The following is a 17,228-nucleotide window of genomic DNA, read 5'->3' on the forward strand; positions in this document are numbered from 1 at the left end:
TTTATCTAAGCTACCCTATGAAGTCAGCAGTTATTTTATACATCCCAAAAGGAACTACTAGAGAGATTATAACACAGTTGCAAAGCCAAAACTACGATGTAAGTAAGGTAGATGCCTACATCACAAGGCTCTTTGGTTTTACTCAAAGTGGCTATATAGAGATGCCAAGCTCTACACTTTCAAAGGGTGAGTTTTTATACTATCTAGTTAAATCTAAGGCGGCTACTAGAAAGTTTACTTTGATACCGGGTGAGACTAGCTACTTCTTTTTACGTGACCTTGCAAGTGCTTATAGCTTTGATGAAGCTAAGCTTGAACTGCTATATAAGCTAAAGTTTCCCTACACTGATGGAGTCATCCTTGCTAACACCTACAACCTCCCCTACTCTACAAATGAGCAAAATCTAATAGACATACTTTATAACATCTCCATGCAAGAACAAAAAAGACTAGCTATCAAACTAACTGGAAGCTATGATGAAAAAAAGTGGTTTAAAGTCATAACTAAGGCTTCTATCATACAAAAAGAAGCAGCTAACATCAAAGAGATGCCTATCATCTCAGGTGTTATAGATAACCGTATAAAAATAGGCATGCCTTTACAGATGGATGGCTCGCTAAACTATGGCAAGTACTCTCACATAAGAGTAACTCCAGAGCGTATACAAACTGATAAGACTACATTTAACACTTATAAGTACCTAGGGCTTCCAAAAGAGCCTAGTGGAAGTGTAAGTATAGATGCTATAAAAGCAGCACTTAATCCTAGTAAAGTGCCCTATCTTTACTTTATGAGAAACGACAAAGGCACGCATGACTTTTCAACTACTTATCAAGCCCACTTGAGTAATGTAGAAAAACGTCAAAAGACACTAGATATAACAGATAAGGCAAGATAAAAACTAAGGTAGTAGGTGCTAAAAGGCTTTTTAAACCTTACTAAAAACACGGGCGATTTTAGATTCTAAAATTAGCGTTACTATGCTAGATTTTAAAGTGCTAAGTCCTTCATAGACTAAAACTTTAGGTTTATCTTCTAAGTGGCTTAAAGTCCTTAAAGCACTATCTTTAAAGCCTTCTTTTACTAAAAGCACTAAGGTGTTTTCATCTACTTCTTCTTCTACTAAAAAGCCTTCTTTTTTTAAAAGCTTAGTGATATCTTTTATATCACCTTCTAAGCCAGAATCTAAAGCTACAGTTATAAAACTAGGGTCTAGTGCGTAGCTAAACTCCCTTATCTTGCCACTAAAGTTTATCTTAAGGCTTATTTTAAATGCATCACTTTCTACACTTTCAACTACTCCTATGCCAAGTACTGCGTGTTTTAAGATGTCATTTCTTTTAAGACCTGTTAGTGTTCTAGCTTGAATTAAACTAGCTTCTTTACTTCTTTCAAATCTACCTGTGCTACCCCCTTCAAATCTAACACCATCTCTATAGCTTAAAGTCTCTTTTATCCCTAGTAAGTCTTTAACCTTGCACTCTTTTATAAAGCGTGATGTTGGCGTTTGCTTTCTTGTGCCGTGATGGAGGCGATTTTTAGCACTGCTTAGATAAAGCCCCTCTTTTGCACGCGTAAAAGCAACATAAGCTAGGCGTCTTTCTTCTTCTAGGTTGTCTTCACTTACTGGTAAAAAGCCCTCATTAAGCCCCATTAAAAAGACGTGCTTAAACTCTAAGCCTTTGCTTGAGTGTATATTTAAGACTGAAACCTCATCACTATATATATCTTCATCACTACTTGAAGTTAAGCTTATCTCATCTAAAAAGCGCTCCAAGCCAAAACCAAGCTCGTGCATATCTTTACAAAGCCCTAAAAGCTCATCTATATTCTGACGTCTTGAGTTAGCTTCCTCGCTTATATCTTTATCAGAGATTAGCTTTATGCTTCTTTTAAAGTTACCTGAGACTTCATAGAGGTTAAGTTTAAAATTAGATTCTATAAAGTCAAAAAACTCTTTTAACTTAGCAAAGCTTTTATGGCCATCTAAAAGCCCCTCTTTATAGGCTTGATAGACACTTAAGCCCTTACTTGCCTCTAAGATAGAATCTAGACTTTTTTCACCAAGACCACGTTTAGGGGAGATGATAGCCCTTAAAAAAGAATAATTATCATTTGGATTAATGATAAGTCTAAAGTAAGCAAGTGCGTCTTTTATCTCAGCCCTTTCATAAAAGCGAACAAGTCCTATAAGCTTATGTTTAATCTTGTAGCGATTAAGCGTAGCTTCTATGACGCGCGAGAGGGCATTAACCCTAAAGATGATAGCTATATCTTTTAGCCTTTCACCTTTGCTTTGTAGCTCATAAATAGCCTTGCAGACTTGCTCTATCTCTTCATACTCTGAAAAAGCATCGCTATAAGTTATGCTAGCTTTAGATTCTATAGTTGGGCGAAGGATCTTGTTAAGCCTAGTTTGATTGTGTTTGATTAGGTTATTAGCAAGTTCTAAGATCTCTTTTTTAGATCTATAATTAGATTCTAATTTTATAGCCTTAGCGTCAAAGTCACTTTGAAAGTTTAAGATATTTTCTAAAAGTGCCCCCCTCCACTCATAGATACTTTGATCATCATCACCAACTACGCAGATATTATTATGCTCACTGCATAAAAGCTTTATAAGCTCTAGTTGAAGCAAGTTTGTATCTTGATACTCATCTACCATAATGTACTTATAACGCTCAGATATAGCCCTCCTTAAAGCGTCAAACTCTTTAAGCAAAAGTGTTGGCATAAGTAGTAAGTCATCAAAGTCTACTAGGTTATTAAAGGCTAGATAGTCTTCATAGTCTTGATAGAGTCTAGCTTTTAAAGGGTGCTTTAAAGATAGCTCTTTGGGAGATAAAAGCTTGTTTTTAGCAGTACTTATAAAGTCGCGTACATCTTCAAGCTTTTCTTTATTTATCTTTTTGATGATGTCTTTTTGATCGTTTGAATCAATAATCACAAAGCTGCTATTTCGCTTATTGTCTAAAGATTCTATGTACTCGCGTAAAAAGATAAGTCCAAACTTATGGAAGGTGCAAAGGAGGGGGTCAAGCTTTTCTTTAGATTCTATTAAAGCAAGGGCACGCTCCCTCATCTCGCGGGCAGCTTTATTAGTAAAAGTAAGCGTTAAGGTGTTATAAGGGTCTATGCCTGCTTTATCTATCATGTAAGCTAGTCTTGTGGTTATAGTCTTAGTCTTGCCACTTCCAGCCCCAGCTATGATTAAAAGTGCACCATCTATGTGAGTGGCTGCGTAGCGCTGGGCTTCATTTAAGGAATCTAATATATCCATTATCTCTTAGCTAGCTAGCCTTTTAGCTGCTCTAGCCTTTCTTTTTTAGTAGCTATCTCAGTTATCTGCACTGCAAAGTTTCCATCCACTACTACAACTTCACCCTTAGCTATTACTTTATCATTAACTAGTATTTCAAGTGGGTCACTTGCTAGCTGATTAAGCTCTATGACACTTCCTATATCCATAGAGATAACGTCTTTTAAAAGCATGCGTTTTTGACCTATACGCACTTTTACATTTAAACCTATATCTAAAAGCATGGCTATGTTTTTTAGCTCGCGTTCATTTAGCACTGGCTTTGCTTGGACTTGTGGTTTTGGTGCTTCTTTAGATTCTAATAAGTTATCTTGGGTTAGCAGGAAAAAGCTTGATTTTAAAGAATCTATGGCGATGGAAAACTTATAAGCTTTATCATAGATAGTTAAGTTAGCTTCATCTTGCACAATTTCTAGATTTTCTACTTTAAAACTATACTTTGGTAAGGAATCTTGTGAGTTTAAAGTGGTACTTAGTGATCCTAAGACGTTATTAATAATCTCTTTTAAAGCATCTTTATCATCTTCTTCTAAGCTATCTTTTATAGCCCCATCCCCACCTAACATCATATCAGGCAGTGCTGTAGCTAGATCATAGCCCATAGCAAAGCTAAGCTTGCTAGAGACTTTGGAATCTAAGATGACATTTACACTTACTAGCACAAAAGGTGTTGGTAAGATGTCATTACTAGCCCTACTTTCTCCTTTATACTCTAAGATAGCATCCCTTCCAAAAAGGCCTTCTAGTGTACCTTTAAACTCTTTAAGTACTAGATCTAAGAACTCTTTCATACATCTTCCTCTTGTATATCATTAACTTTTGACTTTCTTTGAGTTTCAAGCATTTCTATAACTTCTTTTAACTTATCTTTTTCAGTTTTTATCTCTTCTCTTATCTGTATGGTTTTTCTATACCTTTGAAGGCCGATACTTGCTGCATACTTCTCTCTTCCATCTATATTAACAGTTACTACATCATCTGCCACTTTATCTAGCCTTATAACATCTCCTACTTTTAGCTCTAAGATATCTTTTAAGCTTATATTAGTGCTACCAAGTATGGCAGAGACGTTAACATCAGCCCCTCCGATAAGTGCTTGCAGCTCTTTGTTACGCGACTTTTTACCACTAGTCTCACTCATCAGTAAGTCTCTACTTGCTAGACGACTAAGTATAGTTTCAAGAGATATAACTGGATAGCAAAGGTTCATCATCCCACTGCTATGACCTATGACTATCTCCATAACTACCATAACTACTACTTCGTTTTGTGCGACTATCTGAACTACGTTTGGACTAGATTCCTTAGCGTCTACACTAGGGAAGATATCAGCTATAGGTGCCCAAGCTTCTTTTAAGTTTTGCATGATCTGACGAAGGATGGTATCAAGCAAGTTAAGTTCTATATTAGTAAACTCCCTAGTGCCTTCATACTGATCACCCCTACCACCTAAAAGCCTATCTATCATAGGAAAGGCAATAGTTGGGTTTATCTCACACACCCCTGCTCCATCCATTGGCTTCATGGAAAATACGTTAAAAGAAGTTGGGGTTGGAAGGGACATCAAAAACTCACCATAAGTCATCTGGTCTACTGAGTGAAGCTGGATTTCAACTATACTTCTCATGATGGCAGATATCTGATTTGATAGATTCCTAGCCATCTTATCATGGATACTTCTAAAGCTTCTTAGCTGCTCGCGGCTTACGCGGTTAGGCCTTCTAAAGTCATATACTATAACTTGCTTTTCTGTAGCAAGGTCTACTAGATCCCCACTTTCAAACCCATCTCCATCTTCATCCATAACATTTAGTAGGGAATCTATCTCTTCTTGACTTAGAATCTTAGCCATGGTTACGCTCCTAGGGACTTTCTAATTTTTTTAATGACCTCTTTTGAGATTTGTGAGATTCTAGATTCTGTTATGTCTAAAATCTCGCTAATCTCACTCAAACTTAACTCTTCTAAATAATAAAGCTGTATAACTAACTGCTCCCTTTGGCTTAAAGTACTAAGTATCTTTTTAACTGAAGCAAGCACTTCTGCATGCTCACACTCTTTTAAGATATCACCATCTTCTAAAGCATTATACTGCTCATCAATTGGTATAACCGTATAGATATCAGCAGCGATGCGTGCTTGCTTAATCTTTTCTAAGTCTTCGTTTAAAACCTTAGCTAAGTACTCATTACTTGGCTCTTCTTCATGAGTGTTAAAGTACTTTGAAACTTCATAGTCTATAGCCTTAACCAGTCTTCTTGAAGCACGTGATAATACATCTAAGCTTCGTAAGTAATCAAGCATAGAGCCATTAACCCGCTTTCTAGCATAGCCCCAAAAAGAATCATTTTTAGCGCTATCATAGCGACGAGAAAGCTTTATAAGCTCTTCAGTACCAATGGATACAAGATCATTCATATCTATAGAACTAGGCAATCTTTCTTTTAGCTTAAATGCCATAGCCCTAACTGCAGGGATGTACTGCAGTGCTAGTTCATCTTGAGTATCTCTAAGGTACTGATCGTAGTGGTTTTTTGGCTTCATTGCTTACTTCTAGTCTGAGCTTTGTATACTTTTTATAAAGTTTCTAATATTTTGTACTTCTTTTTCTTTTTTATCAAACTCTTTTCTGTAGTACTCAAGGCTATCTTCTAGCTTTTCTTTTGGTATATCACGCTCTTTGCTTAAGTCTACAAAGCGAGAGTAGACTGAAACGCAGGCTATGACTATAAGATAGATTCCAGCTGTAGCAAGGATAGCCCAAAGGATGATTAAAGCTGGGTCACTAAACTTGATTATCCCAAACATAATCCCTATAAAAAAGCCACAGACTATAGAAAAACCTATAAAATTATCCTGTCTTAACATGTTACAAATCCTTTTGTAAAGCCTATATATAACTTAGCATACGCCTAAAAAAGCTATTAAAGCCTTTACGGTCTGAAAGCATGTTTTGTTCCAAACTGTTAACTTCATTATGAAGTTTTAGTGCTATCTCTCCTAACTCTACAGATACAGGGTTAAATGGCTCAACTTTAGCAATAAGTGATCTATTCCTCGTGGCCTTATTCACAGCGGCGTTACTATCTAAACCACCAAGAAACTTAAGATTCATAGAAGGGATGTTTTTCTTAGCTATGGTTTGGATTCTAGAAAAGACTGACTTAGCTTCACTTTGATCCTTGCACATATTTATAATCATAAATATCTCAGACTTAGAATCTGCATTTATCTTAATAGTCGTATAAGCATCAGTTATAGCTGAAGGGTCTGGCATAGTAACTACTATGATGTACTCACTAGCTTTAAGTGTGGCTTGATTAAGTGCGCCTATGCCTGCACCTGTATCTATGATAAGATAGTCTAGAGTGTCAAGTATAGAGCTTTTATCAACTATAGATTCTACGATGTTGTTTTGTGCGTACTTTAGTATCTCTTCTCCACTATCCCCGGGTATAAGATATAAGTTTTGATCAACTTTATGGATGATGTCATCTATGCTAGCATAGCCTTTTAAGACATCTAAAAGACTGTGTTCTACCTTAACTCCAAAGATAAGATCTAAGTTAGCTAAGCCTATATCTGCGTCAAATACTCCCACTTTATAGCCAAGCTTGCTTAGCTTATAAGCAAGATTAGCACTAATAGTGGACTTACCTACGCCGCCTTTACCTGAAGTTATGGAGATATATTTAATGTTAGATTTATTAGATTTTCGTTTGTCTAGTAGGTCATCTAACTTCTTAGCTTGATTATATGCCATTACTAACTCCATAAATAAAATCTTCAAAAACCATTACATCAGTCCCTTCCAAGGATATCTACAACCTAAAATATAAATCCAAACCTTTATTAAAGTCCTATTGCTAGAAAAGCAACTAGCAAAAAGTATACCTTTAATCTAAGTTTTTAACAAACTTTCAAGATTCTGAAATATCTTTTAAAAACTCTAAGTCTAGTATCTCTATCTTGCTTTTTATCATACTTATAGCACCCTCTTCTTTTAGAATCTTAAGATTACGATTAAGCGTCTCTGGTGTTATAAAAAGCTCTTTTGCGATCTGCTTTTGATTTAGCATAGCAAGTCTTGCCTCATTTAAAATTATATACCTTGCTATCTTTTGCTTAGCTTTTAAAATCATCTTATTAGAGATTATCCCTTCTAAAATCCTTACTTTTTCAGTTAAAGATATAACAAAGCTTTTTAAAACCTGCTTGTTGTCTAAAAACTTCTCAAAGCCTTCATAGTCTATACTCAAAACACTACTATCCCCCTCAAAGATGGCAGTTGCTGGGAAGATTCCATGAGTAAAGTAGACTACTTCAGCTACCAAAGATATACCTTGAAGCCTGTGTAATATAATCTCATTTGAATTATTATCAACCTTAAAAAGCTTTAACTTACCATCAAGTAAGATATAAAGCCTACTTGGACGCTCACCTTCATAAAAAAGCACATTATCTTTTTTGTACTCTACTATGTTGCTAATGCGTAATAGCTCATCTAAATGCGTATCATCTAGTGACTTAAAAATATCTATACTTTTTAACAATCTCTTATCTAACATCTATTTCTCTCCTCTTTTAATGCCATACATTAAGCCTTATATCTAGCTTTGAAACACGCTCAAAACTGCCTACATCTTTAAAAGCTATCCTATGCTTTTTTGCTAGCCTTTTTAGGCTAAGCCTATCTTTTTTATTATAGGCAAAAAGCATCTCATACTCCTCCCCACTTTTCCAAATCTTAGAGTTAAGTTTGATAAGTGATTTTAAGCCTAGTTTATTGCTAGATTCTAAATACTTTACTTCACTAGCTAGCCCATCTGATATATCTAGTCCTATAAGCATCTTTTTCCTTGCCTCAGCTACAAATCCACTTCTTAGTTTTGGGCTTAGAAATCTCTCATCACGCCTATTATGCACTAGTCTTTTAGGGTATCTTAAAAGGGCATTAAGTGTTTTTAGTGAAGTGCCTAAGTCTCTATCACGTGCCCTTGTGTAGGCTAAAAGCCCACCTTTAAGGTGTCTACTTTGCCTACTAAGGAATCTTCTTTTAACAAAAGTCTTACTAGTCTTTCTTTCATCTTGCAAGATTCCAAAAACTACTATATTAAAACTAAGTGCTTTTGCATTAGTTGTATCCCCACCTATTAGATATATCTTATAGTCCTTGCAGATTTTGGCTATAGCTTCTGCTATCTCTTTTAATTCAAGCTTGCTAAGACTTGGCAAGGCTATGCTTAAAAGGGCGTATTTTGGCACTGCATTACAAGCTACTATATCTGAAAAGTTAACTAAGAAAGCCTTTGTCGTTATGTCCTTCAAAGACATAAAGCTTCTTTTAAAGTGAACCCCTTCTATAAAGCTATCAAAGCCAACTACCTTATCTTTATAGTCTAGGACTTGAAAGCTTTTTAGAGATTTTAGATTTGCTGCATAACTAAGATTAACACAATCATCACCAACGCCTTTAAACACACCTAGGCCTTTAAGGGTGTCTAAAAAGTACTTTTCTTTATCAAATCTAGTCTTTGTGCACATAGCTAAGTTTTAAATTATATAAGATCATGTAACTGCTTTAACGCTACGCTTCGTGCCTCTTTATGAAGGGCTAAGATGTCTTCTAAGCTATCATTTATCTTAGTATCTTTAAAGGCTTCTAAGGTCTTACTTACTATATCAACTATAACTTTTAAAGAGAGATTCTCACTTAAAAAAGCTTCTAAAGCGACTTCATTGCTAGCATTTAAAACAGCTCCCAGACTTGGTTTTTCAAGTAGTAAGTCTTTATACTTCCAAAGTGGATAAAGCTTTGTATCTATCTCTCTAAAGTCTATCTTTACTAAGTCTTTTAAGTCTAATTTGTTAATAATAGATTCTTTAAAAGCTTCCTTACCACCTATGCCAAAGCTAAGTGGCAGCCTCATATCAGGGTTTGCAAGGTGGGCTAGCAAGCTAGAATCTTCTAGCTCGACAAGAGAGTGGATGCTTGAACTTCGCTCTATTAAAGAATCTATTTTTAGATTCTTATTTAAGTCTTTAAAAAGCCAGTAGGTTTCAAGGACTTCATAAAGCTTATTAACCATAGTCGCACTATCAATCGTTATGCGCGCACCCATCTTCCAGTTAGGGTGTGCAAGTACACTTTTTAGTTTAGAATCTAAAACTTCTTTAGCACTCTTATCTCTTAAAGCCCCACCACTTGCGGTAATAATAAGCCTAGTTACATTAGTCTCCCCCTTAGCTTTTAGGCCTTCTAAGATATACCAAAGCCCAAAGTGCTCACTATCAATTGGGATAATCTTACTAACATCAAATCGACTTCCAGCCACCACTAAACTTTCTTTATTAGAAAGGATTAAGTCTTTTTGTAGCTCTAATGTTTTTAGGCTTGCATGTAAGCCTGCAAAGCCAGCTATGGCATTTATGACTTTTAAAGACTTTGCTAGACTTAGCATCTCTAAAAGCCCCTCTTCACCTATAAAGACTTTTGCGCCCTTTGGCTCTAGCCTTTTTAGATCCCAGCTGTTGGCTATGCAAACTAAGCTTGGGCTATAAAGACTTATTTGTTCATTTAATAGCTCTATATTACTTCCTGCACTCAGTGCTTCTACCTTTTTACCAAAAGCACTTATAACCTTTAAGGCATTAACCCCTATACTACCAGTTGCACCAAGTACTACAAAAGATTCCATATCTTTAGAATCCAAAATGCTTTTTTTCATAACTTTTCTTTACATCAAAACATAAAATACTAAAAGCATGGCAATAGAACCAAACAAAAGCCCATCCATCCTATCTAGCACACCACCATGCCCAGGAAGCAAGCTTCCAGAATCTTTAACATCAACACTTCGCTTTAAAAAGCTTTCATATATATCACCTAGCACACTAAGCACACTTATAATAAAGCTAAAGCCTAAAGACACCCAAAAACCATCAACCACACCTAGCCCAACTAGAGAGCCTATAGCACTTCCTATAATGACACCTATGATGGTCCCTTCTATGGTCTTATTAGGAGAGGTCTTTGTAAGTTTGTGCTTTCCAAACTGCCTACCGCCTATATAAGCTAAGGTATCAGTTAAAGCCACTACTACTATAAGCCATACAAAGGCATAAGTTCCAAAGTTAGCATAGATGTCATAGAGGGCTAAAAACATCACACTTGGATATAAAAAAGGCTTTATCTCATTACCATCGTTTTCTTCTTTGCTTTCACCTCTAAAAGCTTTTATGCCACTTAAAAGCACCCAGACAAAGATTCCAAGATAAACAGGATGGGAAACAAAATAAGCTACTATCCATATCACTATGGAAATCACTATCTTTTGGACATTAAAAGAGGTTTGATACAAAACGCAGGCTTCTTTCATGCCGATTAGAAAGATTAAGCCTAATATAACCCAAGTAAGGATTAGATTTTCTATCCATAAGATGATTATTAAGGCTACGATTAAAATCACACCCGTTATTAAGCGATTCTTACTGCTTTTAAGCAGTTCTGTAAATGAACTCAAAGTACTTTCCTTGACTGACGTGATTTGGTATTTAAGTATAAAAAATGCTTTGTGTCAAATTTATATTTTCATTGCAAATTTATATTCAATTGAAAACTTATATTTAATGAGGGAATCCCTCTTTAGTAAAAGAAGGACTTAAGTGTATCTAAAGCTTAAGCTTGAGGATTGTTAGCTTGCTCTTGGCTTTCTTTAAGCTGTTTTATCTCTTGGATAATATTAGTTAAAGCTAATAGACCTAGGTGATATCCTAAAGGCCCAAAGCCAGCTATTATCCCAACGCTTACTGCCGCAGTTATAGACTTTTGTCTAGCTTCTTCTCTAGCTTGAATGTTGCTAAGATGCACTTCAACTACAGGCACACCACAAGATGCTATGGCATCAGCTAGTGATATAGAAGTGTGAGAAAGACCGCCCGGGTTCATCAAAACACCTTCGTACTCTCCACCTACACACTCTTGAATCTTATCTATGATCTCACCTTCGTGATTACTTTGCAAGAACTCAAGCTCTAGCTGATTTTGACTTGCCCACATCTTCATGTTTGCATGTATTTGCTCCAAAGTCAAAGTGCCATAAATCCTAGGGTCTCTATGCCCTAGCATGTTAAGGTTTGGACCTTGTATAACTAAAATTTTCATGTTTTCTCCTAAATTCTAAATAGCGTATTATACAAATACCTAGAAGGTATTTGTATAACTTAGCTTTGAAGGCTATTAGTGCTTATGCCTAGTGAAGTTGTACTATGATACCTGGGAAGACATAAGCCACTAGGCTTATCCAAATACCAATTAGTATAACTATGATGATAGAGTACTTTAAGACGTACTTTAATAGATCAGATTCTTTACCTAGCATACCAACAGCAGCACATGCTATAGCTATACTTTGAGGGCTTATCATCTTACCTACAGTACCACCAAGTGAGTTAGCAGCTAGCAGTAAAGTCTCTGGTACGCCTATACCAGTTGCTGTTGCTTGCTGAAGTGAGGCAAATAGTAAGTTTGAACTAGTATCAGACCCTGTTAAGAACACACCTATCCAACCAACTATTGGCGAGAAGAAGGTGAAAACCTTACCAGTTTGTGCTAAAGCTAGCCCCATAGTAGTTCCAAGACCACTATACTGAGAGATAAAGGCAAAACTTACAACCAAACCTATCATGATAACTGATTGCCATACTTCTTTATAAGTATCAACTATAGCTTCACCTATAACTTTTGGTTTAGCCCTAAGTACAAAAACACTAATAATAGCTGCTATTAAGATAGCTGTTCCTGCTGCAGTTATGATGTTCCATACAAAGGATGTATTTATCACATGTGGATGGCTAACTATAGGTGCAACTTCATAAATAGTATTAGTTATGTAAGGTAGGTGGAAGACTATATTTGTAGCCGCTAAAGCATGACCCGGTTTAAATAGATCTTTAAATCCCGGGATACTCCAAATGATAATGGCAATAATTAAGAACACAAATGGTGACCAAGCAAGCACTATGGTACCTGTGCTATGTTTGCTTTTTATATCATCTTTTGTTAGAACTTTACCATCCATCCTATAGATGTTTTTAGGTCTCCAAAACTTTAAGAAAATAGCACTTAATACAAGAGAAACTATTGAAGCTAGTATAGAAGTAAGCTCAACACCTACAAAGGCTAGAACCAAAGACTGAACTATAAGGAAACTTATAGAAGCCACTAATACAACTGGATAAGTTTCTTTTATACCCTTCCAGCCACCAACTAAGAATACCAATAAGAAAGGAATTAGTATAGTTAAAGGTGGAAGTAGTTTACCCATCATAACACCTATAGCTTCAGGCGGTACGCCTACAGTTCCAGCCATAGCTATAACTGGTATACCTATAGATCCAAAAGCAACTGGTGCGGTATCTGCTATCAAACAAAGACCTGCTGCGTAAAGTGGTCTTAAGCCAAGTCCAACTAGCAAGGCAGCAGTTATGGCTACTGGAGCACCAAAACCAACAGCACCTTCTAGGAAAGAACCAAAACAAAAACCAACTAGTATGATTTGGATTCTATGGTCTGGAGTTATAGACATAACGCTTTCTTTGATGATATCAAAGTAGCCAGTTTTAACTGATATCTTATATAAAAAGATAGCTGCTACGATGATCCAAGCAATAGGCCATAGACCATATAAGAAACCTTTTACAAATGACAAGATGACCATACCAAAAGGCATCTTATATGCAAAGTAAGCTATTATCATAGCTAGTATCACTGTTAGCAGTGATGCAAGCCATCCTTTTAGCTTAAACCCAACCAAACAGACAAAAAATAAGATGATAGGCAATATAGCGACAAAACCACTAAGCCATAAGTTGCCTAGCGGGTTATAGTTTTGTAGCCAGTGTGCCGATGTTTCTGCTACTCCCATTTAACTTCCCTTCGTTAATTAAAATTTAATTAAAGCGATGATCTACAAAGTGTCAAAATAGCAAAAACATGACACTAAGATACGAGAGATGTTAGTACTTTATTTACTAAAGATAGCTTAAGTAGCTTACATTTTCTTTATGTTTTTAGGCGTAATATGTGTATAAAAGTAATAAATAAGTAAAAAAGTAAAGTAAATTTTACCTATTAAAAACTTTAAAAAAACAAAAAACTGCTAAATGTGGCAAAACTAAAAAGATTCTAAAAAGACCTTATTAAAAACTTGTAAAAACTCTGCTTTTTCTAAGTCTATAAGCATTTTTAATAAAACTATCTTCAATAAAAATACCGCATAATGTAAAGCAAGTATAAGTTTGTATAAGTTTGTAATATACAAGAAAAAAAGATGGCTTTAAGCTCTCATTCACTCCCATTAAGTTTTTAAAAAATACTTTCTTATGAAAATCTAGCTGCTTATAGGCAACTAAAATTTTTATAGGGAAGTTTTGCCTTTGGCAAATAATTAGAAGGTTAAGCTCATTTTTATTTCTAGTAAAGATGGCTAAGTCTGCACTGATTCCATCCTTTTAATGCCATTTTGTAATCATGAAATAATCAAAGGATGTGCTTTGACTTGAAAGAAGATTCTTATTATAAAGTTAGCATCTTATTAATTAATATCTAGATCTATAAGATCTTAATTTGCCTAGTAAGTCCCCCTTTAAGGGGGAGATAAAGGCTAGTAGATTTATAAGGCTAAAGTATCTTAGTGTGCATAGTTTGCTATATCTGGAATCATGCCCGGGAAGACATAAGCTATAAGGCTTATCCAAATACCTATGACTATAACAAAACCTATAGAGTACTTAACTGCGTATCTAAAGAGTTCAGATTCTCTTCCTACAAGTCCAACTGCCGCACAAGCTATAGCTATACTTTGAGGACTTATCATCTTACCTACAACTCCACCTACAGAGTTAGCAGCTAGGAATAGTACTTCTGGCATACCTAGTCCTTTAGCAGTAGCTTGTTGAAGTGTACCAAAGAGTAAGTTAGCAGAAGTATCAGATCCTGTTAAGAAAACGCCTATCCAGCCTACTATTGGCGAGAAGAAGGTAAACACGCCTCCAGTTTGTGCTAAAGCTAGCCCCATAGTAGCACCAGCTCCACTATACTGAGAAACAAAAGCAAAGCTTACAACTAAGCCTATAGTGATGATAGGTATCCACATCTCTTTAAAAGTCTCGGCAATAGAACTAGCCACTACACTAGGTCTTGCGCGAAGTGCAAAGATACTAATAATAGCGGCTATTAAGATAGCAGTTCCAGCAGCACTTATGATATTCCAAGTATAAGTAGTGTTTATAACTTTTGGTGCTTCAACTAAAGGTATATTTTGCAATATAGTGTCAAAGATATAAGGCATATGGAAGCTTATATTAGTAGCGGCTAAGGCTCCGCCAGCTTTTACTAGGTCTTTAAACCAAGGAGTGCTCCATATAACTACAACTATGATTAAAAACACAAAAGGAAGCCATGCAACTATGACTTTACATATATGGTGTTTTTCACCTATGCTAAGTGCGGCTTCTGAAGTATCACCATCAGTTCTAAAGATGTTTTTTGGCTTCCAGAACTTTAAGAATATCGCTGTTAAGAAGATAGAAACTATAGCTGAGATGATATCTGGTAATTCAGCACCTAGATAGTTAGAGCTAAAGTACTGAACTAGCACAAAGCTTATAGCTGCTACAAAGATTGCAGGGAAAGTTTCTTTAACTCCCCTCCAACCATTCATCAAGAAAACTATAAAGAAAGGTACAAAGATAGTTAAAGGAGGTAGCATCCTACCAACCATAGCAGAGATTGCATCAGCTGGTACACCTACAGACCCAGCCATGGCGATGATTGGAATCCCAACTGCACCAAAGGCAACTGGTGCGGTATTAGCTATCAAGCAAAGACCAGCAGCGTAAAGTGGTCTTAAGCCAAGTCCAACCAAAAGGGCTGCAGTTATGGCTACTGGACCACCAAAGCCTATAGCACCTTCTAAGAAAGACCCAAAACAAAAGCCTATTAGCACAACTTGGATTCTATGGTCTGGAGTTATTTGCATAACACTTTGTTTTAAAACATCAAAATAGCCTGTTTTAACTGAAAGCTTGTATAAGAAAATCGCAGCCACAATAATCCAAGCAATCGGCCATAAACCATACAAGAAACCTCTAATAAAAGACATGATGACCATATTAAAAGGCATCTCATACATAAATAAGGCTATAAGCATACTGAGTATAACTGTAAGTAAGGAAGCAAGCCATCCTTTTGCTTTAAATACGACTAAAGCTACGAAAAATAAAATAATAGGAAGTATTGCTACAAAGCCACTAAGCCATAAATTACCTAGTGGATCGTAGTTTTGCAACCACTGACCAGACACTTGCTCAACGCCCATTTTTTCTCCTTGAATTTCTAAGATATGATGCATGTTATCAAAATAAGAGTTAAAATTGACACAATATTCATAATTTATTAATAAATCTTGACGTCTTTAAAGCCCTAGCAACTATTAATCTTTAAAAAATATAAAGCTTTTGATCCACTTGCGTGTGATAAAATTAAAAAAAGATTAAACCGAGTTATAGGTAGGCTTGTGGCAAAACTTAAAACGCAAATTTCAGCAAAAGTTAAACTTTCTTCTACGTTAAAAGGTTGGCTTCCACTGCTTCAAAGCTCTCTTACAGACCTAGAAAGCGTCATCTCTAAGATGAGTGAAGATAATCCTTACATCAACGTAGAAAGCAACTTTCAGACCTCACTTGAAGGCAGCCTAGCCCCAACTAAAAAGATCCAAAAAGAAGTCTTTAGTGCCAAAAACTCCTTAAGCGATAAGATAGAAAGTCTAAGCACTTATGAACTTAGTCTCTATGAAGTCTTAAGCGAACAGATAGTGCCTCCACTTTTTCCAAGCCCAAAAAGCCAAAGTATAGCCTTTGAGATAATAGACAATCTAGATGAAGATGGCTACCTTGATACAGATTTAGATTCTTTAGTAGAAAGTTTAAAAGTTAAAGAAATCTATACTTTTAAAGAAGAGATAGAGCGTATAAGGCTTCGTTTTAGCAGACTTACTCCAACTGGTATAGGCGCAAAAGATGCTTTAGAATCGCTAATCTTCCAGCTTGATTCTAGTGAGCTAGAAGGCAAAGACTATGAGCTAGCAAGTAAGATACTTTCAAACTTACAAGCCCATGCAAGCTATAAAAACCACGCAAGCTATGCAAAAGTTATGAACGTTATAAAGCATTTTAAACGTCCTCCAGCCATAGACTATAAGCCAAGTGACAGCGTGATAGTCCCAGATCTAATCTTAATGCAAGATAAGCATAACATCGAGCTTAGACTAAATGACGCCTACTATCCAAACATCTTTGCTTCAAAAACTGAAGGGATAAAAAAAGAAGTGCTAAAAGATGCCTTTTTTAAGTCCAAACTCAAAGAAGCAAGAGACTTAATAGACGCCCTTGATATGAGAAAAGCGACTTTAAGAAAAATAGGCCTTATGATAATAGAGTATCAATATGACTTCTTTTTAGGTGGAGAGATAAAACCTATGAAGCTAAAAGATATAGCAGATGAGCTAAAGCACTCACCAAGTACTATATCACGTGCCATACAAAATAAGTTTTTAGAGTGTAATCGTGGTATCTTTCCTATAAAAAGCTTTTTTACAACTGCCATAGATGAAAACACAAGTAATGCAAGCATAAAAGACTTTTTACTAGAGTTAATAAAAAATGAAAACAAAAAACAGCCTCTAAGTGATGTCAAAATCCTAAGCCTCATAGAAGAAAAGTTTAATCTAAAAATAGTAAGAAGAACTATCACAAAGTACAGAAAGCAGCTTAATATCGAAGGCTCAAGCCAACGTAAAAAGATGTATAAGATAGCCTGTGAGTGAGTATATCAACCGCACTTTTTTA

The 17,228-nt window shown here is 35.8% G+C and carries 15 protein-coding genes; 2 read left to right on the plus strand and 13 right to left on the minus strand.

Going from position 1 to position 17,228, the window contains the following annotated elements; genetic code table 11:
• Positions 1 to 17: 17 nt before the first annotated feature.
• Positions 18 to 899: an endolytic transglycosylase MltG gene (locus tag BKH40_RS00945; protein ID WP_095276149.1), complete on the plus strand. Its 882-nt coding sequence runs from the start codon at positions 18 to 20 to the stop codon at positions 897 to 899.
• A gap of 30 nt (positions 900 to 929) precedes the next feature.
• Here the strand turns inward: BKH40_RS00945 and BKH40_RS00950 are convergent, their stop codons facing one another.
• The 13 genes from BKH40_RS00950 to BKH40_RS01010 form a co-directional block, all read right to left on the minus strand.
• Positions 930 to 3,281: a UvrD-helicase domain-containing protein gene (locus BKH40_RS00950; protein WP_095276010.1), complete on the minus strand. Its 2,352-nt coding sequence runs from the start codon at positions 3,279 to 3,281 to the stop codon at positions 930 to 932.
• A gap of 14 nt (positions 3,282 to 3,295) precedes the next feature.
• Positions 3,296 to 4,111, minus strand: coding sequence for a flagellar motor switch protein FliY (gene fliY / locus BKH40_RS00955; protein WP_095276011.1), 816 nt, complete (start codon positions 4,109 to 4,111; stop codon positions 3,296 to 3,298).
• A complete protein-coding gene (fliM, locus tag BKH40_RS00960) occupies positions 4,108 to 5,172 on the minus strand; it encodes a flagellar motor switch protein FliM (protein WP_095276013.1) in 1,065 nt (354 codons plus the stop codon). The genes fliY and fliM overlap by 4 nt, the downstream gene beginning before the upstream one ends.
• Positions 5,173 to 5,174: 2 nt before the next feature.
• Entirely contained in the window at positions 5,175 to 5,864 is a 690-nt protein-coding gene (locus tag BKH40_RS00965; protein WP_095276015.1) for an RNA polymerase sigma factor FliA, read from the minus strand.
• Between the two features lie 9 nt (positions 5,865 to 5,873).
• Positions 5,874 to 6,188, minus strand: coding sequence for a hypothetical protein (locus BKH40_RS00970; protein WP_095276016.1), 315 nt, complete (start codon positions 6,186 to 6,188; stop codon positions 5,874 to 5,876).
• A 22-nt stretch (positions 6,189 to 6,210) separates the two neighbouring features.
• A complete protein-coding gene (locus BKH40_RS00975) occupies positions 6,211 to 7,083 on the minus strand; it encodes a P-loop NTPase (RefSeq protein ID WP_095276018.1) in 873 nt (290 codons plus the stop codon).
• A 157-nt stretch (positions 7,084 to 7,240) separates the two neighbouring features.
• Entirely contained in the window at positions 7,241 to 7,888 is a 648-nt protein-coding gene (locus BKH40_RS00980; protein WP_095276020.1) for a Crp/Fnr family transcriptional regulator, read from the minus strand.
• Between the two features lie 16 nt (positions 7,889 to 7,904).
• Complete coding sequence (locus BKH40_RS00985; protein WP_095276022.1) at positions 7,905 to 8,864, minus strand: thiamine-phosphate kinase; 960 nt, start codon at positions 8,862 to 8,864, stop codon at positions 7,905 to 7,907.
• A gap of 14 nt (positions 8,865 to 8,878) precedes the next feature.
• Complete coding sequence (gene dxr / locus BKH40_RS00990; protein WP_257842465.1) at positions 8,879 to 10,048, minus strand: 1-deoxy-D-xylulose-5-phosphate reductoisomerase; 1,170 nt, start codon at positions 10,046 to 10,048, stop codon at positions 8,879 to 8,881.
• A 9-nt stretch (positions 10,049 to 10,057) separates the two neighbouring features.
• Entirely contained in the window at positions 10,058 to 10,843 is a 786-nt protein-coding gene (locus BKH40_RS00995) for a phosphatidate cytidylyltransferase (RefSeq protein ID WP_180675045.1), read from the minus strand.
• Positions 10,844 to 10,998: 155 nt separating this feature from the next.
• Complete coding sequence (gene aroQ / locus BKH40_RS01000) at positions 10,999 to 11,484, minus strand: type II 3-dehydroquinate dehydratase (RefSeq protein ID WP_095276026.1); 486 nt, start codon at positions 11,482 to 11,484, stop codon at positions 10,999 to 11,001.
• Between the two features lie 88 nt (positions 11,485 to 11,572).
• Complete coding sequence (locus BKH40_RS01005; protein WP_095276027.1) at positions 11,573 to 13,246, minus strand: lactate permease LctP family transporter; 1,674 nt, start codon at positions 13,244 to 13,246, stop codon at positions 11,573 to 11,575.
• Positions 13,247 to 14,011: 765 nt separating this feature from the next.
• Positions 14,012 to 15,700, minus strand: a complete 1,689-nt coding sequence (locus tag BKH40_RS01010) for a lactate permease LctP family transporter (RefSeq protein WP_095276029.1) — start codon at positions 15,698 to 15,700, stop codon at positions 14,012 to 14,014.
• Between the two features lie 198 nt (positions 15,701 to 15,898).
• Here BKH40_RS01010 and BKH40_RS01015 point away from each other — a divergent pair, with 198 nt between their 5' ends.
• Positions 15,899 to 17,206: an RNA polymerase factor sigma-54 gene (locus BKH40_RS01015; protein WP_095276031.1), complete on the plus strand. Its 1,308-nt coding sequence runs from the start codon at positions 15,899 to 15,901 to the stop codon at positions 17,204 to 17,206.
• The last annotated feature ends 22 nt before the right edge of the window (positions 17,207 to 17,228 follow it).

This window comes from Helicobacter sp. 11S02629-2, from assembly GCF_002272875.1.
GTDB lineage: Bacteria > Campylobacterota > Campylobacteria > Campylobacterales > Helicobacteraceae > Helicobacter_I.

What these genes read in the sequence shown, in the direction of transcription:
- BKH40_RS00945 (WP_095276149.1), top strand. Translation starts at nt 18, where the DNA reads ATGAAGTCAGCAGTTATTTTATACATCCCAAAAGGAACTACTAGAGAG.
- BKH40_RS00950 (WP_095276010.1), bottom strand. Translation starts at nt 3,281, where the DNA reads ATGGATATATTAGATTCCTTAAATGAAGCCCAGCGCTACGCAGCCACT.
- fliY (WP_095276011.1), bottom strand. Translation starts at nt 4,111, where the DNA reads ATGAAAGAGTTCTTAGATCTAGTACTTAAAGAGTTTAAAGGTACACTA.
- fliM (WP_095276013.1), bottom strand. Translation starts at nt 5,172, where the DNA reads ATGGCTAAGATTCTAAGTCAAGAAGAGATAGATTCCCTACTAAATGTT.
- BKH40_RS00965 (WP_095276015.1), bottom strand. Translation starts at nt 5,864, where the DNA reads ATGAAGCCAAAAAACCACTACGATCAGTACCTTAGAGATACTCAAGAT.
- BKH40_RS00970 (WP_095276016.1), bottom strand. Translation starts at nt 6,188, where the DNA reads ATGTTAAGACAGGATAATTTTATAGGTTTTTCTATAGTCTGTGGCTTT.
- BKH40_RS00975 (WP_095276018.1), bottom strand. Translation starts at nt 7,083, where the DNA reads ATGGCATATAATCAAGCTAAGAAGTTAGATGACCTACTAGACAAACGA.
- BKH40_RS00980 (WP_095276020.1), bottom strand. Translation starts at nt 7,888, where the DNA reads ATGTTAGATAAGAGATTGTTAAAAAGTATAGATATTTTTAAGTCACTA.
- BKH40_RS00985 (WP_095276022.1), bottom strand. Translation starts at nt 8,864, where the DNA reads ATGTGCACAAAGACTAGATTTGATAAAGAAAAGTACTTTTTAGACACC.
- dxr (WP_257842465.1), bottom strand. Translation starts at nt 10,048, where the DNA reads ATGAAAAAAAGCATTTTGGATTCTAAAGATATGGAATCTTTTGTAGTA.
- aroQ (WP_095276026.1), bottom strand. Translation starts at nt 11,484, where the DNA reads ATGAAAATTTTAGTTATACAAGGTCCAAACCTTAACATGCTAGGGCAT.
- BKH40_RS01005 (WP_095276027.1), bottom strand. Translation starts at nt 13,246, where the DNA reads ATGGGAGTAGCAGAAACATCGGCACACTGGCTACAAAACTATAACCCG.
- BKH40_RS01010 (WP_095276029.1), bottom strand. Translation starts at nt 15,700, where the DNA reads ATGGGCGTTGAGCAAGTGTCTGGTCAGTGGTTGCAAAACTACGATCCA.